22 protein-coding genes and 1 pseudogene are annotated in these 24534 nt (G+C 60.7%); 13 read left to right on the top strand and 10 right to left on the bottom strand.

What is annotated here, in order from left to right:
* Window positions 1-59: 59 nt before the first annotated feature.
* The 8 genes from ACMXYH_RS29980 (at window position 60) to fdhA (ending at window position 10210) form a co-directional block, all read left to right on the top strand.
* A complete protein-coding gene (locus ACMXYH_RS29980; protein ID WP_415765778.1) occupies window positions 60-779 on the top strand; it encodes a TraX family protein in 720 nt (239 codons plus the stop codon).
* A 283-nt stretch (window positions 780-1062) separates the two neighbouring features.
* On the top strand, window positions 1063-2316 hold the full coding sequence (glyA, locus tag ACMXYH_RS29975; protein WP_415765777.1) for a serine hydroxymethyltransferase: 1254 nt from the start codon (window positions 1063-1065) through the stop codon (window positions 2314-2316).
* Window positions 2317-2339: 23 nt separating this feature from the next.
* Entirely contained in the window at window positions 2340-3590 is a 1251-nt protein-coding gene (locus ACMXYH_RS29970; RefSeq protein WP_007947735.1) for a sarcosine oxidase subunit beta, read from the top strand.
* 14 nt (window positions 3591-3604) lie between these two features.
* Window positions 3605-3934 carry a sarcosine oxidase subunit delta gene (locus ACMXYH_RS29965; protein WP_008147095.1) on the top strand — a complete coding sequence of 110 codons (330 nt, stop codon included), beginning with the start codon at window positions 3605-3607 and terminating at the stop codon, window positions 3932-3934.
* Window positions 3931-6948: a sarcosine oxidase subunit alpha gene (locus ACMXYH_RS29960; RefSeq protein WP_415765776.1), complete on the top strand. Its 3018-nt coding sequence runs from the start codon at window positions 3931-3933 to the stop codon at window positions 6946-6948. The genes ACMXYH_RS29965 and ACMXYH_RS29960 overlap by 4 nt, the downstream gene beginning before the upstream one ends.
* Before the next feature lie 169 nt (window positions 6949-7117).
* On the top strand, window positions 7118-7750 hold the full coding sequence (locus ACMXYH_RS29955) for a sarcosine oxidase subunit gamma (protein WP_129440544.1): 633 nt from the start codon (window positions 7118-7120) through the stop codon (window positions 7748-7750).
* Between the two features lie 193 nt (window positions 7751-7943).
* Entirely contained in the window at window positions 7944-8801 is an 858-nt protein-coding gene (gene purU, locus ACMXYH_RS29950) for a formyltetrahydrofolate deformylase (RefSeq protein WP_134420536.1), read from the top strand.
* 209 nt (window positions 8802-9010) lie between these two features.
* Window positions 9011-10210, top strand: coding sequence for a formaldehyde dehydrogenase, glutathione-independent (gene fdhA / locus ACMXYH_RS29945; protein ID WP_007947729.1), 1200 nt, complete (start codon window positions 9011-9013; stop codon window positions 10208-10210).
* 62 nt (window positions 10211-10272) lie between these two features.
* Here the strand turns inward: fdhA and ACMXYH_RS29940 are convergent, their stop codons facing one another.
* Genes ACMXYH_RS29940 through ACMXYH_RS29930 form a run of 3 tightly spaced genes read right to left on the bottom strand, consistent with a single transcriptional unit; the run spans window position 10273 to window position 12221 of the window.
* Window positions 10273-10947 carry an anti-sigma factor gene (locus ACMXYH_RS29940; RefSeq protein WP_415765775.1) on the bottom strand — a complete coding sequence of 225 codons (675 nt, stop codon included), beginning with the start codon at window positions 10945-10947 and terminating at the stop codon, window positions 10273-10275.
* Window positions 10944-11579, bottom strand: coding sequence for a sigma-70 family RNA polymerase sigma factor (locus tag ACMXYH_RS29935; RefSeq protein WP_415765774.1), 636 nt, complete (start codon window positions 11577-11579; stop codon window positions 10944-10946). Before ACMXYH_RS29935 ends, ACMXYH_RS29940 begins: the two co-directional genes overlap by 4 nt.
* Window positions 11580-11630: 51 nt before the next feature.
* Entirely contained in the window at window positions 11631-12221 is a 591-nt protein-coding gene (locus ACMXYH_RS29930) for a fasciclin domain-containing protein (RefSeq protein WP_129440552.1), read from the bottom strand.
* 320 nt (window positions 12222-12541) lie between these two features.
* Between ACMXYH_RS29930 and ACMXYH_RS29925 the strand changes: the two genes are divergently transcribed.
* On the top strand, window positions 12542-13093 hold the full coding sequence (locus ACMXYH_RS29925; protein WP_134420532.1) for a DUF2780 domain-containing protein: 552 nt from the start codon (window positions 12542-12544) through the stop codon (window positions 13091-13093).
* 69 nt (window positions 13094-13162) lie between these two features.
* Here ACMXYH_RS29925 and ACMXYH_RS29920 read toward each other — a convergent pair.
* Window positions 13163-13276, bottom strand: a pseudogene (locus tag ACMXYH_RS29920) (acyltransferase); the annotation flags it as partial.
* A 194-nt stretch (window positions 13277-13470) separates the two neighbouring features.
* On the opposite strand from ACMXYH_RS29920, the gene ACMXYH_RS29915 reads away from it, so the two are divergent.
* The 4 genes from ACMXYH_RS29915 to creD all read left to right on the top strand — a co-directional run bounded on the left by ACMXYH_RS29915 (window position 13471) and on the right by creD (window position 17724).
* A complete protein-coding gene (locus tag ACMXYH_RS29915) occupies window positions 13471-13977 on the top strand; it encodes an ATP-dependent zinc protease family protein (RefSeq protein ID WP_129440556.1) in 507 nt (168 codons plus the stop codon).
* Window positions 13978-14051: 74 nt separating this feature from the next.
* A complete protein-coding gene (creB, locus tag ACMXYH_RS29910) occupies window positions 14052-14732 on the top strand; it encodes a two-component system response regulator CreB (RefSeq protein WP_415765772.1) in 681 nt (226 codons plus the stop codon).
* Complete coding sequence (gene creC / locus ACMXYH_RS29905; RefSeq protein WP_415765771.1) at window positions 14732-16150, top strand: two-component system sensor histidine kinase CreC; 1419 nt, start codon at window positions 14732-14734, stop codon at window positions 16148-16150. The genes creB and creC overlap by 1 nt, the downstream gene beginning before the upstream one ends.
* A gap of 203 nt (window positions 16151-16353) precedes the next feature.
* Window positions 16354-17724: a cell envelope integrity protein CreD gene (gene creD / locus ACMXYH_RS29900; RefSeq protein ID WP_415765770.1), complete on the top strand. Its 1371-nt coding sequence runs from the start codon at window positions 16354-16356 to the stop codon at window positions 17722-17724.
* A gap of 224 nt (window positions 17725-17948) precedes the next feature.
* On the opposite strand, the gene ACMXYH_RS29895 is transcribed toward creD, so the two are convergent.
* The 6 genes from ACMXYH_RS29895 to ACMXYH_RS29870 form a co-directional block, all read right to left on the bottom strand.
* Entirely contained in the window at window positions 17949-18578 is a 630-nt protein-coding gene (locus tag ACMXYH_RS29895) for a glutathione S-transferase (protein WP_415765769.1), read from the bottom strand.
* 192 nt (window positions 18579-18770) lie between these two features.
* Window positions 18771-18950, bottom strand: coding sequence for a hypothetical protein (locus ACMXYH_RS29890; RefSeq protein WP_129440566.1), 180 nt, complete (start codon window positions 18948-18950; stop codon window positions 18771-18773).
* A complete protein-coding gene (locus ACMXYH_RS29885; protein ID WP_415765767.1) occupies window positions 18947-20077 on the bottom strand; it encodes a PepSY-associated TM helix domain-containing protein in 1131 nt (376 codons plus the stop codon). The genes ACMXYH_RS29890 and ACMXYH_RS29885 overlap by 4 nt, the downstream gene beginning before the upstream one ends.
* A 72-nt stretch (window positions 20078-20149) precedes the next feature.
* A complete protein-coding gene (locus ACMXYH_RS29880) occupies window positions 20150-22579 on the bottom strand; it encodes a TonB-dependent siderophore receptor (RefSeq protein WP_415765766.1) in 2430 nt (809 codons plus the stop codon).
* 201 nt (window positions 22580-22780) lie between these two features.
* On the bottom strand, window positions 22781-23767 hold the full coding sequence (locus ACMXYH_RS29875; protein WP_415765765.1) for a FecR domain-containing protein: 987 nt from the start codon (window positions 23765-23767) through the stop codon (window positions 22781-22783).
* A complete protein-coding gene (locus ACMXYH_RS29870) occupies window positions 23764-24282 on the bottom strand; it encodes an RNA polymerase sigma factor (protein WP_415765764.1) in 519 nt (172 codons plus the stop codon). The genes ACMXYH_RS29875 and ACMXYH_RS29870 overlap by 4 nt, the downstream gene beginning before the upstream one ends.
* Window positions 24283-24534 lie beyond the last annotated feature (252 nt).

The raw sequence follows: 24534 nt of genomic DNA, 5'->3' as shown, positions 1-24534 counted from the left end.
ATCATCCGGTGAGCACACGCGATGTGTCTGACAGAAAAATACAAAAACGACGGGCAATTATGCACATGACGCAAAGGGATGGGGCACTGGATCTGCTCAAGTGGCTGGCGCTGTTGAGCATGGTGTTCGATCACCTGCGATATGTCGGTTATTCCGTCGATCTGCTGTATGTGCCGGGGCGGTTGGCGTTCCCGTGGTTCTGTCTGGCGATGGCCGCAAACCTGGCCCGGGCCCAGGCAGTGACGACGGACGGCCAGTGGCGTTATCTGGGCTGGTTGCTGCTGTTTAGCGCCATCAGCGAAATCCCCTACCGGATCTACATGCCTGATCCCGACACCTTGAACGTGCTGCCCACGTTGGTGCTGGGATTGCTGGTGGCCCGTGGCTGGCAGCACAAGACGCTGCAATTGCGACTACTCGCGGTCGGCGCCTTAACGCTGGCGGCGCTGTTCCCGGAGCGACTGATGTTCGGTTTCTTCGGCGTCCTGCTGCCGCTGACATTGTTGCTGGTGATCAAGCGGCCTTGGTACTTCAGCCTGCTGCCGGGGCTGGTCTGCCTGGCGGCCAATCAATGGGAAGTGCTGTTTTACTCCGCTAGATTCGGCAACAGTGCAGCCATCCTCGGCATCGCCACTTGTCTGATCGCGCCACTGGCCGGCCTGCTTTTGTTGCGACATGCCGGCCGATTGAAACCGCCCCTACCGATGCGTCGCTGGGCGTATGCCTTGTATCCGCTGCATTTTCTGCTTCTGTTGCTCGTCCGCGAAATCGCCGCATAACCCTGTGGGAGCGGGCTTGCTCGCGAATGCGGTTTGTCATCCACCACTTATGTTGACTGACCTGACGCATTCGCGAGCAAGCCCGCTCCCACAAGGTTCTTTGCTGATTTGAGGAGTGTGCTCGGCATGCCATTTCCCGCCATGTCGTAAACGCACCTTTGCGTGGCGTCCGTAGGCATTTGGCCTGTCTGCGCCGGTCATACCATCGCATCCAAAGGGCACTGCCGAAAGGTACGTGCCTCACCGAGACGAATGGCGCACCGCCGCCGCTGGGAGAGACGCGATGTTCAGCAAGCAAGACCAGATCCAGGGTTACGACGATGCACTGCTGGCGGCGATGAATGCCGAGGAGCAACGCCAGGAAGATCACATCGAGCTGATCGCGTCAGAGAACTACACCAGCAAACGCGTCATGGAAGCGCAAGGCAGTGGCCTGACCAACAAATACGCCGAGGGCTATCCGGGCAAGCGCTACTACGGTGGCTGCGAGCACGTCGATAAAGTTGAAGCGCTGGCCATCGAACGCGCCAAGCAACTGTTCGGTGCCGACTATGCCAACGTGCAGCCGCACTCCGGCAGCCAGGCCAACGCCGCGGTATTCCTTGCGCTGCTGCAGGCCGGCGACACCGTGCTGGGCATGAGCCTGGCTCACGGTGGTCACTTGACCCACGGCGCCAAAGTCAGCTTCTCCGGCAAGCTCTATAACGCTGTGCAGTACGGCATCGACACCGCCACCGGCCTGATCGATTACGACGAAGTCGAGCGCATGGCGGTCGAGCACAAGCCGAAAATGATCATCGCCGGGTTCTCCGCCTACTCGAAGACCCTGGACTTCCCGCGCTTCCGTCAGATCGCTGACAAAGTCGGCGCTTATCTGTTCGTCGACATGGCGCACGTCGCCGGTCTGGTCGCTGCCGGTCTGTACCCGAATCCGCTGCCGTACGCCGACGTGGTCACCACCACCACCCACAAAACCCTGCGCGGTCCACGTGGTGGCCTGATTTTGGCCCGTGCCAACGAAGAGCTGGAAAAGAAACTCAACGCTGCCGTGTTCCCCGGTGGTCAGGGCGGCCCGCTGATGCACGTGATCGCTGGTAAAGCGGTGTGCTTCAAGGAAGCGCTGGAGCCAGGTTTCAAGGCTTACCAGCAACAAGTGATCGACAACGCCCAGGCCATGGCCGGCGTATTTATCAAACGCGGCTACGATGTAGTGTCCGGCGGCACCGATAACCACCTGTTCCTGGTCAGCCTGATTCGTCAGGGCCTCACCGGCAAAGAGGCGGATGCAGCACTCGGTCGCGCCCACATCACCGTGAACAAGAACGCTGTCCCGAACGATCCACAGTCGCCGTTCGTGACCTCCGGCCTGCGCATCGGCACCCCGGCGGTGACCACTCGCGGCTTCAAGGTTACCCAGTGCGTCACGCTTGCCGGCTGGATCTGCGACATTCTCGACAACCTCGGCGACGCCGACGTAGAGGCCAATGTTGCGCAGCAAGTTTCAGCCCTGTGCGCGGACTTCCCGGTTTATCGCTGAGCGCGGTTTTGGAGTAAATGACTATGCAACGCTACTCGGGCTTCGGCCTCTTCAAACACTCCCTCAGCCATCACGAAAACTGGCAGAAAATGTGGCGCACGCCGACCCCTAAAAAGGTCTATGACGTGGTCATCGTCGGCGGTGGCGGGCATGGTCTGGCGACCGCCTACTACCTGGCCAAAGAGCACGGCATCACCAATGTGGCTGTGGTCGAGAAAGGCTGGCTGGGCGGCGGTAACACCGCGCGCAACACCACCATCGTTCGCTCCAACTACCTGTGGGACGAGTCGGCGCACCTGTACGAACACGCGATGAAACTGTGGGAAGGCCTGTCCCAGGACCTGAACTACAACGTGATGTTCTCCCAGCGTGGCGTTTACAACCTGTGCCACACGCTGCAAGACATTCGTGATTCCGAGCGTCGGGTCAGCGCCAACCGCCTCAACGGCGTGGACGGCGAACTGCTCGATGCCAAGCAAGTGGCCGACGAGATTCCGTACCTCGACTGCTCCAAGAACACTCGCTACCCGGTGATGGGCGCTACCGTCCAGCGCCGCGGCGGCGTGGCCCGTCACGATGCCGTGGCGTGGGGCTTTGCCCGTGCCGCCGACGCACTGGGCGTGGACCTGATTCAACAGACCGAAGTGATCGGCTTCCGCAAGGAAAACGGCGTGTGCATCGGTGTTGAAACCAACAAAGGCTTCATCGGCGCCAAACGCGTCGGTGTAGTGACCGCCGGTAACTCCGGGCACATGGCCAAACTCGCCGGTTTCCGCCTGCCGATCGAATCGCACCCGCTGCAAGCGCTGGTGTCCGAGCCGATCAAACCGATTATCGACAGCGTGATCATGTCCAACGCCGTACACGGTTACATCAGCCAGTCCGACAAGGGCGACCTGGTGATCGGCGCCGGTATCGACGGCTACAACGGCTACGGCCAGCGTGGTTCGTACCCGGTGATCGAGCACACCATTCAGGCCATCGTCGAGATGTTCCCGGTGTTGTCCCGCGTACGCATGAACCGTCAGTGGGGCGGCATCGTCGACACCACGCCGGACGCATGCCCGATCATCTCGAAAACCCCGGTCCCGAACATGTTCTTCAACTGCGGTTGGGGCACCGGTGGCTTCAAGGCAACACCTGGCTCGGGCAACGTGTTTGCCGCGAGTCTGGCCAAGGGTGAAATGCACCCATTGGCTGCACCTTTCTCCATCGACCGTTTCCACAACGGTGCGTTGATCGACGAACACGGCGCTGCTGCGGTTGCCCACTAACAGGAGAAATCCCCATGTTGCATATCTTCTGTCCTCACTGCGGCGAACTGCGCTCCGAAGAGGAATTCCACGCATCCGGCCAGGCGCACATCCCGCGTCCACTGGATCCGACCAATTGCACCGACGAGGAGTGGGGCGACTACATGTTCTTCCGCGATAACCCTCGCGGTCTGCACCACGAACTGTGGGATCACGTCGCCGGTTGCCGTCAGTACTTCAACGCCACCCGTGACACCGTGACCTACGAGATTCTCGAAACCTACAAGATCGGCACCAAGCCACAATTCACCGACAAGACCGATAGCCCGAAAGCGGCCGCCACGGCTCTGGGAGAGAAGGTATGAGCCAGATCAATCGCCTGTCCAACGGCGGACGGATCGACCGCAACAAAGTGCTGAGCTTCACCTTCAACGGCCAGAGCTACAAAGGCTTTGAAGGTGATTCCCTGGCCGCAGCCTTGTTGGCCAACGGTGTCGACATCATCGGTCGCAGCTTCAAATACTCCCGTCCGCGCGGCATCTTCGCCGCCGGTGCCGAAGAGCCGAACGCCGTGCTGCAGATCGGCGCGACCGAAGCCACGCAAATCCCGAACGTACGCGCCACGCAACAAGCGCTGTATCAAGGTTTGGTCGCCACCAGCACCAACGGCTGGCCGAGCGTGAACAACGACATGATGGGGATTCTCGGCAAGGTCGGCGGCAAGCTGATGCCGCCGGGCTTCTACTACAAAACCTTCATGTACCCGCAATCGTTCTGGATGACTTACGAGAAGTACATTCGTAAAGCCGCCGGTCTTGGCCGCTCGCCGACCGAGAACGATCCGGACACCTACGACTACATGAACCAGCACTGCGACGTGCTGATCGTCGGCGGTGGCCCGGCTGGCCTGGCCGCTGCATTGGCGGCTGCCCGCAGCGGTGCGCGCGTAATTCTCGCCGATGAACAGGAAGAGTTCGGCGGCAGCCTGCTCGATTCCCGCGAAAGCCTCGACGGCAAGCCTGCCAGCGAGTGGGTCGCCAGCGTCATCGCCGAGCTCAAGGACACCCCGGACGTGCTGCTGTTGCCGCGCGCCACGGTCAACGGCTACCACGACCATAACTTCCTGACCATTCACGAACGCCTCACCGATCACCTCGGCGACCGCGCCCCGATTGGCCAGGTGCGTCAGCGTATTCACCGTGTTCGCGCCAAGCGTGTAGTGCTGGCGACCGGTGCTCACGAGCGTCCGCTGGTTTATGGCAACAACGACGTGCCGGGCAACATGCTCGCCGGCGCTGTGTCGACTTACGTGCGTCGTTACGGCGTGGCACCGGGCAAAAAACTGGTGCTGTCGACCAACAACGATCACGCCTATCGCGTTGCCCTGGACTGGCTCGACGCCAGCCTGCAAGTCGTCGCCATCGCCGATGCCCGCAGCAATCCGCGCGGTGCGCTGGTTGAAGAAGCACGCGCCAAAGGCATCCGCATCCTGACCGGCAGCGCCGTGATCGAGACACGTGGCAGCAAGCACGTGACCGCCGCTCGCGTTGCCGCGATCGATGTCAAAGCCCACGCCGTGACCAGTCCTGGTGAGTGGCTCGAATGCGATCTGGTCGCCAGTTCCGGCGGTTACAGCCCGGTGGTTCACCTGGCGTCGCACTTGGGTGGCAAGCCGATCTGGCGTGAAGATATCCTCGGTTTCGTACCGGGCGAAGCACCGCAGAAACGCGTGTGCGTCGGTGGCATCAACGGCGTCTACGGCCTCGGCGATTCCCTGGCCGATGGTTTCGAAGGCGGCGCTCGCGCAGCCAGCGAAGCCGGTTTCAGCGTGGTCGAAGGTACCTTGCCCAAAGCCCTGAGCCGTCTGGAAGAGCCAACACTGGCGCTGTTCCAGGTGCCGCATGAAAAGAACACCGCACGTGCGCCGAAGCAATTCGTCGACCTGCAAAACGACGTCACCGCTGCCGCCATCGAACTGGCGACCCGCGAAGGCTTCGAATCGGTCGAGCACGTCAAACGCTACACCGCACTGGGCTTCGGCACTGACCAGGGCAAGCTCGGCAACGTCAACGGTCTGGCCATCGCCGCCCGTTCGCTGAACGTGACCATCCCGCAGATGGGCACCACCATGTTCCGTCCGAACTACACGCCGGTGACATTCGGCGCTGTGGCCGGCCGTCACTGTGGGCACATCTTCGAGCCGGTGCGTTTCACCGCGCTGCATCACTGGCATGTGAAGAACGGCGCCGAGTTCGAAGACGTCGGTCAGTGGAAGCGTCCTTGGTACTTCCCGAAAAACGGTGAAGACCTGCATACCGCCGTGAAACGCGAATGCAAAGCCGTGCGCGACAGCGTCGGCCTGCTGGACGCTTCGACCCTGGGCAAGATCGACATCCAGGGCCCGGATTCGCGCGAGTTCCTCAACCGCATCTACACCAACGCCTGGACCAAGCTCGACGTGGGCAAGGCTCGCTACGGCCTGATGTGCAAAGAAGACGGCATGGTGTTCGATGACGGCGTAACCGCCTGTCTCGCCGACAACCATTTCGTGATGACCACCACCACCGGCGGCGCTGCACGCGTGCTGCAATGGCTGGAAATCTACCACCAGACCGAATGGCCAGACCTGAAGGTGTACTTCACGTCCGTGACGGATCACTGGGCAACCATGACCCTGTCCGGGCCGAACAGCCGCAAGCTGCTCAGCGAAGTCACCGACATCGACCTGAGCAACGAAGCCTTCCCGTTCATGACCTGGAAAGAAGGCCTGGTCGGCGGCGTACCAGCGCGGGTGTTCCGGATTTCCTTTACCGGTGAGCTGTCGTACGAAGTCAACGTGCAGGCCGATTACGCCATGGGCGTTCTGGAAAAAATCGTCGAGGCCGGCAAGAAATACAACCTGACCCCGTACGGCACTGAAACCATGCACGTTCTGCGGGCCGAGAAGGGCTTCATCATCGTCGGTCAGGACACTGACAGCTCGATGACTCCGGACGACCTGAACATGGGCTGGTGCGTCGGTCGCACTAAACCTTTCTCATGGATCGGCCAGCGTGGCATGAACCGTGAAGACTGCGTGCGTGATCAACGCAAACAGTTGGTCGGTCTGAAGCCGATCGATCCGACCAAATGGCTGCCGGAAGGTGCGCAACTGGTGTTCAACACCAAGCAAGCGATCCCGATGACCATGGTTGGTCACGTCACCTCCAGCTACTTGCACAACTCCCTCGGCTATTCGTTTGCCATGGGTGTGGTGAAGGGCGGCTTGAAGCGTATGGGTGAGCGCGTGTTCGCACCGCTGGCCGATGGCAGCGTGATCGAAGCGGAAATCGTTTCTTCGGTGTTCTTCGATCCAAAGGGTGATCGCCAGAACGTTTAATGGCCTCGGGTCCTGTGGGCGGGCAGTTGCACCGAGTCGTCTGAGCGATTCGCGAGCAAGCCCGCTCCCACAGGGGAACGCGGTCAAATGTGGGAGCGGGCTTGCTCGCGAAAGCGTCAGCCTGGTCACCACAAGGGCCGGAACCAACAGAATTCAGGACAGGTGCTTTATGACCGCAGCCAATGTTTACCAACAACGCCCAACCACTGGGGCCAAGGCCGAGTCGTCGTTGCATCACGCAGGCCTGCCAAGCCTGGTGGGCAAGGGTCGCAAAAGCGCCGGCGTGATCGTGCGTGAGAAAAAACTCCTCGGCCACCTGACCATTCGTGGCGATGGCCACGATGCCGCGTTCGCTGCCGGCGTGCACAAAGCCCTCGGTATCGAATTGCCGGGCGCGCTGACCGTCGTCGTCAAAGGCGAAACCAGCCTGCAATGGATGGGGCCGGATGAATGGCTGCTGATCGTGCCGACCGGTGAAGAATTCGCCGCCGAGAAAAAACTGCGTGAAGCGCTGGGCGACCTGCACATTGCGATCACCAACGTCAGCGGCGGCCAGCAGCTCCTCGAACTGAGCGGCCCGAACGTGCGCCAGGTGTTGATGAAGTCCACCAGCTACGACGTGCACCCGAACAGCTTCCCGGTGGGCAAGGCTGTGGGGACCGTGTTTGCCAAGTCGCAACTGGTGATCCGCCACACCGCCGAAGACACCTGGGAACTGCTGATTCGTCGCAGCTTCTCGGATTACTGGTGGTTGTGGTTGCAGGATGCGGCCGCCGAATACGGGCTTAGCGTTCAGGCTTGATGAACCACTGAGGTCCCTGTAGCAGCTGCCGAAGGCTGCGTTCGGCGACGAAGTCGTCGTGAAACCAGTGGTAGCGTTCTTTCAGATGGATCTGGGATACAGGGTTTACGACGGCTTCGCCGCCGAACGCAGCCTTCGGCAGCTGCTACACAAAGCGGCGTTGCTGCTACTTTCGAACAGGAGTCACCGCACTATGAGCCGCGCCCCAGACACATGGATTCTGACCGCCGACTGCCCAAGCGTCCTCGGCACCGTGGACGCGGTGACCCGCTTTCTGTTCGAGCAGGGCTGCTACGTCACTGAGCACCATTCCTTCGATGATCGGCTCTCGGGCCGTTTCTTCATTCGCGTGGAATTCCGCCAGCCCGACGGCTTCGACGAACAGGCCTTCCGCGCAGGGCTCGAAGAACGCGGCCAAGTCTTCGGCATGATCTTCGAACTCACGGCGCCGAACTATCGGCCAAAAGTGGTGATCATGGTCTCCAAGGCCGATCACTGCCTCAACGATTTGCTCTACCGCCAGCGCATCGGCCAATTGTCGATGGACGTGGCCGCCGTGGTTTCCAACCACCCGGATCTCAAACCGTTGGCGGACTGGCACCAGATTCCGTACTACCACTTCCCGTTGGACCCGAACGACAAACCGTCCCAGGAGCGTCAGGTCTGGCAGGTGATCGAAGAGTCCGGCGCCGAACTGGTGATCCTTGCCCGCTACATGCAAGTCCTGTCGCCCGAGCTGTGCCGCAAACTCGACGGCAAGGCGATCAACATCCATCACTCCCTGCTGCCGGGTTTCAAGGGCGCCAAGCCTTATCACCAGGCCTACAACAAGGGTGTGAAGCTGGTCGGTGCGACGGCGCACTACATCAACAACGACCTGGACGAAGGCCCGATCATCGCCCAGGGGGTAGAGGCCGTGGACCACAGTCATTACCCGGAAGATTTGATCGCCAAAGGGCGGGATATCGAAGGGCTGACCCTGGCCCGGGCGGTTGGTTATCACATTGAACGAAGAGTGTTTCTCAACGCGAACAGAACCGTTGTTCTTTAAATCGCCTTCGCGAGCAAGCCCGCTCCCACAGGGGGTTGCGCTTGGTCACAGATCTCAGTCACACCAAAGATCAACTGTGGGAGCGGGCTTGCTCGCGAAGAGGCCCTGACAAACAACGCAAAGACACACAGGCAATAACCCGAGCAATCAACGCGCCGCCGATCCATGGCGTCGCGACCGCTACATAAAAACAACAGCGAGGTGAAAGCATGTCTGGCAATCGTGGTGTGGTGTATCTCGGCAATGGCAAAGTCGAAATACAGAAAATCGACTATCCAAAAATGCAGGACCCGCGCGGCAGGAAGATTAACCACGCTGTCATCCTGCGTGTGGTTTCCACCAACATCTGTGGTTCCGACCAGCACATGGTGCGTGGCCGTACTACCGCTCAAACCGGCCTGGTACTGGGCCACGAGATCACCGGTGAAGTGATCGAGAAGGGCAGCGACGTCGAAAACCTGCAAATCGGCGACCTGGTGTCGGTGCCGTTCAACGTCGCTTGCGGGCGCTGCCGTTCCTGCAAGGAAATGCACACCGGTGTTTGCCTGAGCGTCAACCCGGCGCGTCCGGGCGGTGCTTACGGTTATGTCGACATGGGCGACTGGACCGGTGGCCAGGCTGAATACGCGATGGTGCCGTATGCAGACTTCAACCTGCTGAAACTCCCGGATCGCGATCGCGCGATGGAAAAAATCCGCGACCTGACCTGCCTCTCCGACATCCTGCCGACCGGTTATCACGGCGCAGTGACGGCCGGCGTTGGCCCGGGCAGCACCGTGTACATCGCCGGTGCCGGTCCTGTCGGTCTGGCCGCCGCCGCTTCCGCTCGCCTGCTGGGCGCGGCCGTGGTGATCATCGGTGACGTCAACACCGTCCGCCTGGCGCACGCCAAGGCTCAGGGTTTCGAAATCGCCGACCTGTCCCTGGATACCCCGCTGCACGAACAAATCGCTGCACTGCTGGGCGAGCCAGAAGTGGATTGTGCCGTCGACGCCGTGGGCTTCGAAGCGCGCGGTCACGGCCATGACGGCGTGAAACACGAGGCTCCTGCGACCGTGCTCAATTCCCTCATGGGCGTTGTTCGCGTGGCGGGCAAAATCGGTATCCCTGGCCTGTACGTGACTGAAGATCCGGGTGCAGTCGACGCAGCCGCGAAGATGGGCAGCCTGAGCATCCGCTTCGGTCTGGGCTGGGCCAAATCCCACAGCTTCCACACTGGTCAGACGCCAGTCATGAAGTACAACCGCCAGCTGATGCAGGCGATCATGTGGGACCGTATCCATATTGCCGACATCGTTGGCGTGGAAGTCATCAGCCTCGATGACGCGCCGCGTGGTTATGGCGAGTTCGATGCGGGCGTGCCGAAGAAGTTTGTGATCGATCCGCACAAGTTGTTTAGTGCTGCGTAAGGCTTCACATAAAACAAAACGGCGACCCCAGGGTCGCCGTTTTTTATGGCTGGGAACGATCGTTAAAGGGCAGCCAGCGCCCCTTGATACAACACCGGCCCAGTCGGTTGCCCCGTCGGCGAACCGCCCTTCGGTTCAAGACTGACCGCCAACGCAATCGGCTTGCCGATCAACGTCTTCTGCGCATCGCTCAACTCTACGCGCCCCTTGCCGTCAGCCGGAATCACCCCAAGTGAAATCGGCTTGCCATCCGCCGGAATCGCCCACAACTCCAGACTTCGCCCCGGATCAACCGCCGCCAGGGTCAGCGGCTCGACCTTCAGGTAGTTCTCGTGCGCTTCAACCTTCAGCGCAGGCTGCGCGTCGGCCGCCAGCAGCGTGGCGCTGTAACGCGCGCTGTCGCGGTTATAGATCACGCCCAACGTCACGGCGATCACCAGCGAACAAACCGCCGCCGTCACCCGCAACCAGTTCCAGAACGGACGCTTCTCTGGCACATGAAGCACTTGTGGTTCGATTCGCGCGGTGATGCCTTTCCACACGCGATCCGGCACCGGCTGCTCGGGCAAAGCTTCAGTCAGACTGGCGAGGCTTTCCTGCCATTGCGCCAATTCCGCGCGAAGTGCCGCGTCTTCCAGTAACAATTGTTCAAAACGCCGACGAGCGGCAGAAGGCATCAAACCGATGGCGTAATCGGCGGCGAGCGCGCGGCGCAAGGTCGGGGTTTGATAGTTCATGATTCAAGGCACCTGCGCAGTCGCTCCATACCGCGGCGGATCCAGGATTTCACCGAGCCCAACGGCGCGGCCAGGTGTTCGGCGAGCTCAGAGCAGGACAACCCCTGAAAGTAAGCCACAGTGATCGATTGACGCTGCATGCCGTCGAGGCTTTCCAGGCACCGGTTCAAGGCGTTGGCCTCACGGGCACTGTTTAGTTGTTCGTGGGCCGATGGGCTTTCATCCACCAGCGCCTGTTCTTCAAGGTCGCTTAACGGCCGGTCGCGGTGTTTGCGCAACTGATCGATGGCCTGATGACGGGTGATGTTGATCATCCAGGTCAGCGGTGCCGACAGATGCGCCTCGTAGCGCGAGGCGTTGTTCCAGATGCGCACGAAGCTTTCCTGCAGCACTTCTTCAGCCAGGTCCGGCCGCCCCATGAAACGCAGCGCTACGCCATGCAGCCGAGGGCCGACGCTGCGGTAAAGCGTCTCGAAAGCGCGGCGGTCGCCCAGTGAACACTGGGCCAGAAGCTGCCTGAGCTGATCGGCGTCGGCGATGGGAATAGCGGTTCTCCAGGCAATCGAGGTGGGCTGCGTGAGGTGTCGGTTGCAGGCAGAGGTTAGTTCACGGTGCGCAGTTGTTCCATTCACGGGTGGCCACCTCGGAAAACCGACCCCGATGAATAGGGTCGGCGGCAGCCCTCAGCTTTTTGGCATCAGCACTTTGTCGATGACCTGAATCACGCCGTTGGACTGGTACACGTCATAGGTGGTGATGTCGGCGACGTCACCTTTTTCATCCTTGATCGTGATGTTGTGCGGGCCGTTCATCATCGCCCACAGCTTGCCCCCTGCGACGGTGGTCAGTTCGGCTTTGCCGCCACCGGCCTTGATCTTCTCGGCCAGGGTCATCATGTCGAGTTTCCCGGCGACCACGTGGTAGGTGAGGACGTGAGTCAGGGTCGCCTTGTTGGCGGGTTTGAGCAGGGTATCAACAGTGCCGGCCGGCAGGGCGGCGAAGGCCGAGTTGACCGGGGCGAACACGGTGAACGGGCCTTTGCCCTTGAGGGTATCCACCAGGCCAGCGGCTTTCACGGCGGCGACAAGGGTGGTGTGGTCGGCGGAGTTCACCGCGTTATCGATGATGTCCTTGCTCGGCATCATGCTCTGGCCGCCGACGATGACCGCTTGACTCGTGTCTGCCGCTTGCACGGTGTTCAGGGCGAATCCGCCGCCAAGGGCCAGGGTCAGCAGGCTGGCAATCAACGGCGTTTTGATCGAAGTGCGTTTCATGGGGATGATCCTCGTGAAGGGAATCGGCCAGGAGTGTCTGTCCGTGCTTGATATACGCGGGCGGGGCCGGACTGGATGCAGCGCGACTGCATTCTTTTTTGATGTGGACCTGTAGGAGCTGGCGAAGCCTGCGATCTTTTGATCTTCAGCGCATTCAATTCCGCCAACAATCAGGATCAAAAGATCGCAGCCTTCGGCAGCTCCTACAGAATCCGCGACAAACTCACTGGGCTGGGAACAATCCATGGGGATGCCAGTCCAACACACGATTTTTCGCCGCCCACTGCCGGGCGGTTTTCATGGCACATGAGGATGTCTGAATGAGGATTTCACGCGGTTTTGCACTGGCTTCGCTGATGTGTCTGGCGGCCAGTCCGGTCTTTGCTCAGTTCAGCCTGTTCGATGCGGCCAATGCCATCTCCGGCACGCAGGGCGAGGACGCCGCCGCGGCCGCGCCGACCTCGCAGACGGCCGGTCTGCTGAGTGCGCTCAGCCAATTGAACGTGACGCCACAACAAGCCATTGGCGGTGCCGGGGCAATGCTCGGTCTGGCGAAGAATCAATTGAGTTCGACCGACTACTCGGAGTTGGCCCAAAGCGTGCCCGGAATCGACTTACTGTCGGGTGGCGGTGAACTGGGCGTCCTCAGCGGCTTGCTTGGCTCGTCCGGCAAAGCGGCAGGTCTGGGCAACGTCTTGGGCAACGTGAATAACGCCAACGACCTGAACAGTGCCTTCAACGCATTGGGCATGGACACTGGCATGATCGGCCTGTTTGCCCCCGTGCTTCTGCAATTTTTCGGTCAGCAGGGCGTCGGCGGGTCGCTGCTGACAAACCTGGGCGGGATCTGGGGCGCAGGCACCGGTACCTGATTCAGCGGCGCTCGGTGCGCAACGCGTCGATGCGCTGGTCCTTCTCGATCCAGAGCTGGTTGACCCAGTTCTTCCGCGCAGGACCAGTTTGAGCAAGGCGAACACCATCAGCGGCCCGAACAGGGCCAGGGTGTTGAGCAACAGCAGCAGGGTAACGAAACAGCCGGTGAGCAGGCGGCGCATAAATAACTCTTGGAAGCCTTTGGGCGCGCAATGATAAGCAGCTTCGGACGGCAGGCCAAATCGGTGACGACGAATGTTTCACCTTTTAACCGCTATGCTTGAGGTCGGCTGATCTTTGGTTTTGCAGGCGCCGAACGAATTCAAAGGCAACGGTCTAAAATTCCGCTGCCCACTCCCTCAAGGAAGCCCATTACGTGAAATCCCTCCTTGCACTGCTTTCCCTCGTGGCCCTGCCGGTCCTGGCTGCTGAGCCGACCCTGTACGGGCGCTACGAATACATCGCGCTGCCGGAAATCGGTGGCGAAGTCCTCAAGGCCAAGATGGACACCGGCGCCCTGACCGCGTCGCTCTCGGCCAAAGACATCGAAACCTTTACCCGTGACGGCGACGAGTGGGTGCGTTTCCGCCTCGCGACCAAAGGCGCGAGCAACAAGGTCTACGAACACAAGGTCGCGCGGATCAGCAAGATCAAGACCCGCTCCGAAGAAGACGAGGATGACAAGGAAGCCGTCGCACCCACCAAGCGTCCGGTGGTCGATCTGGAACTCTGCCTGGGCAACGTCAAGCGCACCGTGGAGGTCAACCTCACCGACCGCAGTAGCTTCAACTACCCTTTATTGATCGGTGCCAAAGCCTTGCGTGAGTTCGGCGCGGCGGTGAACCCGGCACGGCGCTTTACGGCGGACAAGCCCGACTGCTGATTTCAAGTGGTCTCATTGACGTGACGTGAGCCTTGGGGCACCGTTCGCCCACTTAACTCCCGGGCTCGGACGCCATGCCTCATATCCTGATTGTCGAAGACGAAGCGGCGATTGCCGACACCCTGATTTTCGCCTTGCAGGGCGAGGGCTTCATCACCACCTGGCTGAGCCTTGGCGCCGCTGCGCTTGAGCATCAGCGCCAGACTCCGGCCGACCTGATCATTCTCGACATTGGTCTGCCGGACATCAGCGGCTTCGAGACCTGTAAGCAATTGCGCCGTTTCAGCGAAGTGCCGGTGATCTTCCTCAGCGCCCGTGATGCTGAAATCGATCGCGTTGTGGGCCTGGAAATCGGTGCCGACGATTACGTGGTCAAGCCGTTCAGCCCACGGGAGGTGGCTGCGCGGGTCCGGGCGATTCTCAAACGCATGGCGCCGCGAGCGACCGCCGCGGTGTCATCGGCGCTGTTTCGCATTGACAGCGAGCGGGTGCAGATCAGCTACCGCGGTCAGCTTCTAATCCTGACCCGCCATGAGTTCCGTCTGCTGCAATCCCTGCTGGACCAACCCGAGCGCGTCTTCAGCCGCGAGCAATTGCTCGATGCGCTGGGCGTCGCTGCAGATGCCGGGTACGAGCGCAGCATCGACAGCCACATCAAAAGCGTGCGCGCCAAACTGCGCCTGGTGAAAGCCGACGCGGAACCGATCCAGACCCATCGCGGCCTCGGTTACAGCTACAGCCCGGGGCGTAGCTGATGCCTCTGGGGATTCGGATTTTTCTGGTTTATGTGCTGTTTATCGGCCTGACCGGTTACTTCGTGTTGAACACCGTGATGGAAGAAATCCGTCCCGGCGTGCGCCAGTCCACCGAAGAAACGCTGGTCGACACCGCCAATCTCATGGCCGAAATCCTGCGCGACGACTTCAAGGCCGGCACCCTGAATCAGAACCGCTGGCCCGAACTGCTCAAGGCTTATGGCGAACGGCAACCGAAGGCGAGCATCTGGGGATTGCCGAAGAACCAGGTCAACCACCGGATCTACGTCACCGATGCCAAGGGCGTCGTGGTGCTGGACTCCAGCGGTGTGGCAGTGGGGCAGGATTACTCGCGCTGGAACGACGTTTTACTGACCCTGCGAGGCGAATACGGCGCTCGTTCCAGCCGCAGCGATCCGGACGATCCGAACTCCTCGGTGATGCACGTCGGCGCGCCGATCCGCGACAACGGCCAGATCATCGGCGTGGTTACCGTGGCCAAACCCAATAGCTCGTTGCAGCCTTACGTTGATCGCACCGAACGGCGATTGCTCGCCTGGGGTGCCGGGTTGATCGTCCTCGGTTTGCTATTCGGCGCGTTGTTGTCCTGGTGGCTGAGCGCGGCGCTGCGGCGGCTGACTGCTTACGCTCAGGCAGTCAGTGAAGGCCGGCGGGTCGAGGTTCCGCACTACCGTGGCGGCGAGCTGGAACAACTGGCGACGGCAGTGGAGCAGATGCGCACGCAGCTCGAAGGCAAAGCCTATGTCGAGCGTTACGTGCACACCTTGACCCACGAACTGAAAAGCCCGCTGGCGGCGATTCGCGGTGCGGCGGAGTTGCTGCAAGGCGAGATGCCGCTGGCTCAGCAGCAGCGTTTTGTCAGCAACATCGACAGCGAAAGCGCGCGGATGCAGCAGTTGATCGAACGCCTGTTGAATCTGGCCCTGGTCGAGCAACGCCAAGGGCTGGAGGAGCAGGTGGCGGTGCCGCTGGCGAAGTTGGTAAATGAATTGCTGAGCGCTCAGGCGGCGCGCATTGAAGGCAAGCAGTTGCGCGTGGAACAAAGCATTGCAGCGGACCTGGTGCTGACCGGTGAACCGTTCCTGTTGCGTCAGGCGTTGGGCAATCTGCTGGAGAACGCTATGGATTTCACCCCGGCTCAGGGTTTGTTGCGATTCAGCGCAGAGCGCATTGGGGAGCAGATCGAGTTCAGGTTGTTCAACCAGGCTGAGGCTATTCCCGACTATGCCTTGCCGCGACTGAGCGAGCGTTTCTATTCACTGCCGCGACCGGACAGCGGGCGCAAGAGTACGGGGTTGGGGCTCAACTTCGTTGAGGAAGTGATGAAGCTGCATGGCGGGGTGATGAGTATTGGTAACTTCGACGACGGCGTTGAAGTGACTTTGCGCCTGCCTTAAAACCGAGTCGCTTCCATCGCGAGCAAGCTCGCTCCCACATTGGGCTTCGGTTGTGAATTACATCTGTGAACTCACCCAGATCCCTGTGGGAGCGAGCTTGCTCGCGAAGGGGCCGGCCCAGTCTCCACACACTCTCCACATTCCTCCCATAAATCCCCCACACACCCCTCCCAGACTCGCCCCATCCAAACAGGGAGAGTCCCATGAACCGCAGCCTGACCCTAAAACTCGGGGCAATTGCCCTTCTGATTCTGTTGTTGCTGATCCCGCTCCTGATGATTAACGGCGTGATCCAGGACCGCCAGCAGCTGCGCGACGGTGTCCTCGAAGACATCGCCCGCAGTTCCAGTTACAGCCAGCAACTGAGCGGGCCGCTGATGGTGGTGCCCTATCGCAAAGTGGTGCGCACCTGGAAGCTCAACGAAAAAACCAACCAGCGTTACCAGGAAGTGGGTGAAGAACGCGGCCGTTTGTATTTCCTCCCGGAGCGCTTCGAACTCGACGGCAAGGTCCAGACGGAACTGCGTTCCCGGGGCATTTATGAGGCGCGACTGTTTCATGCGGACAACCGCATCAGCGGGCACTTTTCGGTCCCGGCTCAATTGGGTATCAAGGAGGATTTCGCCGATTACCAGTTCGATCAGCCATTTTTGGCGGTCGGGATCAGCGACATTCGCGGCATCGAGAATGCCCTGAAACTCGAGCTCAATGGCCAGACACTCGACTTCGTTCCCGGCAGTCAGGTGGGTTGGTTGGGGGAAGGCGTGCATGTCACCCTGCCGGCGCTCAACGCGAAGCAAGCCACGGAACTGGCCTTCGGTTTTGACCTGCGTTTGCAAGGCACTGGTCAGTTACAGATCCTCCCGGTAGGCAAGACCAGCAAAGTATCGCTGGCCGCCAATTGGCCGCATCCGAGTTTCATCGGCAACTACCTGCCGGCCCAACGTGAAGTCAGCGATCAGGGCTTCACCGCCCATTGGCAGACCTCGTTTTTCTCGACCAACCTGCAAGAGGCCTTGAGCAGCTGCGTGTCCGGCGGCGGTTGCGAAGCCTATACCGGCCGCAGTTTCGGGGTGAGCTTCATCGACCCGGTGGATCAGTACCTGAAGAGCGATCGGGCCATCAAATATGCATTGCTGTTTATCGTCCTGACCTTCGCCGGTTTCTTCCTCTTCGAAGTGCTGAAAAGCCTGGCGGTACACCCGGTGCAATACGCGCTGGTGGGCGTGGCCCTGGCGTTTTTCTACCTGCTGTTGCTGTCGCTGTCCGAGCACATCGGCTTTGCCCTGGCGTACCTGTTGTCGGCGGGCGGCTGTGTGTTGTTGATCGGTTTTTATGTCTGCCATGTGCTGCGCAGCGTGCGTCACGGCTTGAGTTTTTCGGCGGGATTGGCGGTGTTGTACGGCTTGCTCTACGGCTTGCTGAGTGCAGAGGATTACGCGTTGTTGATGGGTTCGCTGCTGTTGTTCGGGTTGTTGGGCGTATTTATGGTGCTGACCCGCAAGCTGGACTGGTATGGGGTTGGGCAGAAGTCGGCCAAGCCGCTGGCGTTTGATATCGGAGCGGTGGAATGAGCCGGTCGTTGGGGTTGCGCGAGGATCAGCGAGAAGGGGAATTACTGGCGACGCTGATATTCGGGTTATTTCCAGTCGATTCGGTGTGGTGCATTCGTCGGAACGCCGCCCGGAGCAAGCCCGTTCCCACAAGGGACCTCCAGTGAACACAAAATTCGTGCACACAACCGATCAACTGTGGGAGCGGGCTTGCTCGCGAAGAGGCCCGGACAACCAGTGAAAATCTAAACCTTGGGCATCGTCGCCACCATCGACGCCCGCTGACTCACCTCAAAGTACCAGTTCGCCAGCTTCGGATTCGTCGTGCGCCATTCCATATCCGGATGGCGCAAATCCAGGTAGCCCAACGCACAGGCAACACTGATCGCCGCCACATCGAAATGACTGGTCAGCTCGGCAATCGCGTCCACTTCCAGCAATGCCAGGCCGCGACGAATCTTCTCGCGCTGGCCATCGAGCCACGCGTCCCAGTGTTTTTCCGGGGCACGCAGGGCGACTTCATAACGAATCAGCACCGCAGCGTCCATGATCCCGTCGGCCAGGGAGGCCAGGGTCAGGCGCCGCCAGCGGGCCGAGCCGTCACGCGGTATCAGCGGGTTGCCGACGTGCTGGTGGTCGAGGTAATCGAGGATCACCCGGCTGTCATGGATGACGTTGCCATCGGCCAGGCGCAAGGCCGGAATTTTACCCAGCGGATTGTCTTCGTTGAGTATCAGGTCCGGGCTGACCGGTGTGAGCACGCAGTCTTGCAGCGCCACGCGGTCCTGTTGACCGGTTTCGTGCAGGAGCACCATGACTTTGCGAACGAAGGGCGACAACGGGTTGTGGAACAGGGTCATGCTGGGGGCGGACATGGCAGCGTCTCGGAGTGGGACAGTGCTGGGCAGCATAGCGCGTTGGTCCGATAGCTCAAGATCGAAGTAAATGCCTAACCCCTGTGGGAGCGGCGGTGCGGCGATCCGACTTGCTCGCGAAGGCGGTGTATCAGTCAACATTGATGCTGGCTGACACACCGCCTTCGCGAGCAAGCCCGCTCCCACAGGTTTTTAGCGGCGTTGCAGTAGGCCGCGCAGGGCGAGGATTGCGGGAACGCCCAGGCCAAGCCAGCTCAGGGCGTCCCACACGCCATCCCCCAGTAACGCAGCAAACAAACCCGCCGCGCTGAGGAGGGCGATGACTGTAGGGGTGGAGAAGACCTTCCAGAAATTCGACTGCCGCGGCCTCATGCTGGGCTCTCCGCGTTCTCGAACACAGGTTTGGCAGCCTTGCGCCGCACCACCCACAGATAAACCCCGCTACCGAGGACGATGATGGTCAGCCCATCCAGCGTCGCCCAGAGGATCTTCATCGGCAGGCCGCCGTAATCACCGAAGTGCAACGGTTGAGACATGCCCATGGCGTCCATGTACCACGGGCGCTCGGCCACGGCGGTGACTTGCAGGGTGCTGGCGTCGATCAGAACCGGTGTCAGCAGGTGCGAGGTCAGGTGAGTGCTGCCTTTCATGAACACCGCGTAATGGTGTTCGCTGGAAAATCGTGTGCCGGGGAAGGCGATGAAGTCCGGCTGCATACCCGGTGCGACTTCCTTGGCGATGTCGAGCAAGCGGGTCGCGGGTGCCAGTTGTGTCAGTGGCGGTGCGTCGCGGTACGGCGCGACCATCGCGCTCAGGCTGTCGTTGCGCCACGCGGCGATCAGCAGGTCGGCGCAGGCGCTGATGACGCCGGTGACACCGACCACCAAGGCCCAGGTCAGGGTTACCACGCCGATCAGGTTATGCAGATCGAGCCAGCGCAGACGGGTGGATTTGTCCTGGCGCACGGTGGCAAATGTCAAACGCCGCATGAACGGCAGGTACAGCACCGTCCCGGACACAATCGCCACCACGAACAGAAGGCCCATGAACGCCAGCAGCAACTTGCCCGGCAGACCGGCGAACATGTCCACATGCAGGCGCAACATGATCATCATGAAGCCGCCATTGGCCGACGGCATCTCCAGCGCTTCACCGGTGCGGGCGTCGAGCATGAAGGTGTGAGACGAGTTCGGTTCAGTGCCGGCGGTGGCTGCCATGATCGCAATCGCGGCGTTGGGCTCTTCTTCGTCAAAGCCGAAATACTGCATGACCTCGCCGGGACGATGCTTTTCAGCTGCCTGCACCAACTGCTGCAAATTCAGCAGCGGGGTGTCCGCCGGCATTGCCTTCAATTCAGCGGCATCGCCCAGCAAGTGGTCGATCTCGTGATGGAAGATCAATGGCAGGCCGGTCAGCGCGAGCATCAGCAGGAACACGGTGCAGATCAGGCTGGTCCAGGTATGGACGAAGGACCAGCGGCGGATTGTTTTGCTTTTCATTTCATAGCCTTCAGAAATACCAAAGCCGTCCATGTCGGACGGCTCGGGTCTTGGGCGTGTCAGGTCAGGCCATTACCACTTGTAAGTGGCACTGGCGACGACGCTGCGTTGGTCGCCGTAGTAGCAGTAGAAGCTGTCGCACGTGGAGATGTAGTCCTTGTCGAACAGGTTGGTGGCATTCAGTGCCAGGGAGGCGCCTTTCAGGCTGTTGTCCAGACGGCCCAGGTCGTAATGAACCGCGGCGTCGAACACGGTGTAGGCGTCAGCCTTGCCGAGCGAGGTATTGCCCTGGTCGCCGTAGGTATTGCCGGTGTAGCGAGCGCCGGCGCCGATGCCGAAACCGTCCAGCAAACCGTTGTGCCAGGTGTAATCGGCCCACAGCGAAGCCTGTTGGTTGGGCATCAGTTGCAGGCGATTGCCTTTGAAATCGCCTTTCTGCACTTCGGATTTGGCCAGGGTGTATGCGGCGATGACCTTGAGGTTCTCGGTCACGTCGGAGACGGCTTCCAGTTCCAGGCCTTTGACTTTTACTTCACCGGTCTGGCTGGTGATCGACACGCCGTTCGAGTTGGTCGTGGTGACGGAGACGTTTTTCTGGGTCAGGTCGTAGACCGCAGCAGTCAGCAGGGTGCTGCTGCCAGGCGGTTGGTACTTGATGCCCAGTTCCCACTGCTTGCCTTCAGTCGGTTTGAACGAATCGGTCGGCGATGCCGTGGCGTTGCTGTTCGGCTGGAACGACTCGGCGTAGGACAAGTAGGGGACGAAGCCCGAGTCGAAGACGTAGCTGATCGCCGCGTTGCCGCTGAAGTTCTTGTTCCGTTCGGTGTTGGTGGCATCGCCCTTGTTGAAGAACTTGGTGCTGGTGTGAACCCAGTCTTCACGACCACCCAGCGTCAGGCGCCATTGGTCGAGGGCCATTTGGTCCTGAACGTACAGGCCGGTCTGGTAGGTCTTCTGGTTGTAGTCGTAAAACGCCGCCGAACGCGGCGGACGAACGATGGGCTGGCCATAGATCGGATTGTTGACGTTGGTGGTCAGACCGTCGCCGAAGATCGAGGTGTAGTTGGTGTTGGTGCGCTGGTGATCGAGGCCGATCAACAGGGTGTGACGGATGTCGCCGGTCGCGAAGTCGCCCTGGAAATTGTTGTCCACGGCGAACTGGCTGATGTCCTCGTCGACACTGGTGCTCGAGCGGCCAACGTTGCCTTCGGCATCGACCTGGGTGAACGGGTAGGCGCCGGGGGTGAGGGCCTGGAAGGACAGGTCCGATTTGGTGTAGCGCAGGTTCTGCTTGAACTGCCAGACATCATTCAAGCGATGTTCAAAGGCGTAGCCCAGTGCGTAATAGGTGCGGTCGTAGAATTCCCAGTCCGGGTCGCCCAGGTTTTTGTGATGGGAAATCTTGCCGAGCGGTGAATGGATCCTGGTGCCCTGCACCGGCAGGAACTGGCTGGTGATGCCGGTATCGTCACGAGTGAACAGGGTGAGCAAGGTGAACTTGGTGTCTTCGTCGATGTTCCAGGTCAGGCTCGGCGCGATGTTGTAGCGCTTGTTGTCGACGTGGTCGATCTGCGTGCCGCTGTCGCGTACCACACCGCTCAAACCGTAGAGGAACTGGCCTTCGTCATCGATCTTGCCGGTGCTGGCGAAGTTGATCTGGCGATGGTTGTCACTGCCGTATTGCACCTGGATTTCATTGCTCGACTCGGCGCTGGGGCGACGGCTGACCATGTCCAGCAAGCCGCCTGGCGGGGTCTGGCCGTAAACCGACGAGGCCGGGCCGCGCAGCAGGGCGAGGCGGTCGAGGTTCCAGGTTTCCTGTTTCGGGTTGGCGTACACACCTTTTGGCAGTGGCAGGCCATCGAGGAATTGAGTCGGTTCGAAACCGCGCACACGCAACCAATCGGTTCGGGTGTCGCTGCCATAGCTGCTGGCGGTGATGCCCGGCATGTAGCGCACCGCGTCATCGAGGCTGTGCACATTGCGGTCGTCCATTTGCTCGCGGGTGGCGATCGAAATCGAGCGCGGTGCTTCGACCAGTGCGGTATCGGTTTTGGTGCCGGCGGCGGTGCGGGTCGCCAGGTAACCTTGCACCGGTCCCCAGGCACTTTCGGTGTTTTCCACGCCAATGACGGCGGTTTCCGGCAGGGCCATTACGCCTTCGGGCACGGCCACCAGGCTATAAGTGCCAGCGCTGCTTTGTTCCAGTTGCAAACCGGTGCCGCGCAAGGCTTCGCGCAGGGCGCCGGCTGCGTCGAACTGGCCTTTGACCGGCGCCGAGGTCTTGCCCGCTGCCAGTGAAGGATTCAACGACAGCGCCAGGCCGGCCTGGCTAGCGATCTGGTTCAGGGTGCTGGCCAATGGCGCGGCCGGCAGGTTGTAGGCGCGAACGCTGGATGCCTGTTCAGCGGCGATCAGCTGACTGCTGGCCAGAGGGGCGCAAAGGGCAATGGCAATCGCCAGCAAACTGGGGCGCAACAAGGTGTCTAGCGAACGGGACATACAGCGGCTCCTGAATGGAAATATTTCTCAATTGCCTAGGTGCCGAACGAGAATTCAAAAGTGATAGGGCTAATTGGAAATAATTTCGATTCAGTGATTGCCCGCCTTTGTAGGGGGCGTGTAGGAGCTGTCGAGTGAAACGAGGCTGCGATCTTTTGACTTTGTTTTTTTAGGAGCAGATCAAAAGATCGCAGCCTCGTTTCACTCGACAGCTCCTACGGATTTGGCTTCAGCCTTCGCCACCGTCACCCACCACGGCGTGTGCTGTTCGATCTGCACCGGCAGGGTCGGCAGCAGGGCGCGCAGGGCCAGATCGGTGTCGTGCAGGGGGAAGCTGCCGGTGATTCGCAGGTTGGCGATTTCTGGCGCAACGCCAAGATGCCCGCGTCGATAACGACCGAGTTCATGGACCAGGTCTTCCAGCCGTGTGTTGTCCACCACCAGCATGCCGCGGGTCCAGGCATCGGCGCCGAGGTTGAGCGCGACGATCGGCCCCAGGCCATTGCTGCGCATCAGGACTTGTTGGCCTTCACGCAGAATCTGCTCTTCAGGACTCGACTCGGGATGGGCGGCCACCGCCGATTTCAGCACGCTCAGGCGCGTACCTTCTTCTTCACGCTTGACCAGGAACCTTGTCCCCAGTGCCCGCATGCTGCCTTCGCGGGTTTCGACGATAAACGGCCGAGTGTCGCCATGGCCGGTTTCGACGAGGATTTCCCCTTCCTGAAGGATGATCAGCCGTTGTTTTTCATCGAAACGCACATCCACGGCACTGTGGGTGTTGAGGTTGATCAGCGTGCCGTCGGTCAGGCGCAGGGTGCGTTGCTCACCGGTGGCGGTGCGCTGGTCGGCCAGCCAATAGTCGATCGGCAGATAACGATCACCTGCGACCAACGCCAACCCGATCACCGCGACGATACTGGCCACGCCGCTGCCGAGTTTGCGCACGCGCCGGCGAATGCTTTCGCGCGATTGCAGTAACGCGGTGCGTGCCGGGCCGCTGGCAACGCTGAAGCGCTGGTCGAGCATGCCCAGTTGGCGCCAGGCCCGCGCATGTTCTTCGTGGGCGGCGTGCCATTTGGCGAACTCTTCGCGTTCCACCGGGTTGCCGGAGTCCAGGGACAACTGCCAGGCAATCGCAGCATCCAGCACCTGCGCCGAGACGGGTTTGGAGCTGACCGGACTCATACCGGCTCACCGTACAGCGCGATGTAGCACTGACGAATGCCTTGGGCCAGGTACTGACGCACCCGCGGCACTGACACGCCCAGACGCTGGGCAATGTCGGCGTGGCCGAGGCCGTCCAGACGGTTATAGAGAAACGCCGCCCGGGCTTTGCTTGAGAGCTTGCCGAGCAGGCGGTCGATGGCTTTGAGGTCTTCGAGGATCAGTTGCTGTTCCTCCACTGACGGTTGTTCACCTGCGGGGATCAGCATCAGTTCGGTGAGGTAGGCCTGTTCCAGCGCGGCGCGGCGGAAATAGTCGAACAGCAGACCCTTGGCAATCGCCACCAGAAACGCTCGCGGTTCGCGCGGCTCCTTCAGTTCTTCACGACCCAGCAAACGCACGAAAGTGTCCTGACTCAGGTCTTCGGCCCGTTGCGGACAGGCCACATTGCGTCGCAGCCAGGCCAATAGCCAACCGCGATGGTCGCGATACAACGCACCAACGAGCTCACTTTGAGGGCTTTGGACTGACGACACGCAGCATCACCGATTGGGAAGTGTTAACTAACGAGAATTGTTCGCGATTGTGGCAGAGGCGGGGGAGGTAAGCAATTGGCGCTGGTCGGGTGGGGGAAACCAGATTTTTGACCCGCACGGCACCTTGTAGCAGCTGCCGAAGGCTGCGTTCGGCTGCGCAGCAGTCGTAAAATCAGTCACCGCGGTGCATCAGGTGAACCTCGCGGGCAGGGTTGACGACTGCTTCGCAGCCGAACGCAGCCTTCGGCAGCT

The sequence above is a fragment of the Pseudomonas frigoris genome (assembly GCF_047758635.1).
Taxonomy (GTDB): domain Bacteria; phylum Pseudomonadota; class Gammaproteobacteria; order Pseudomonadales; family Pseudomonadaceae; genus Aquipseudomonas; species Aquipseudomonas frigoris.
Note: the sequence above shows the minus strand (reverse complement) of the source record. Positions and strands in the feature narration are given on the sequence as shown.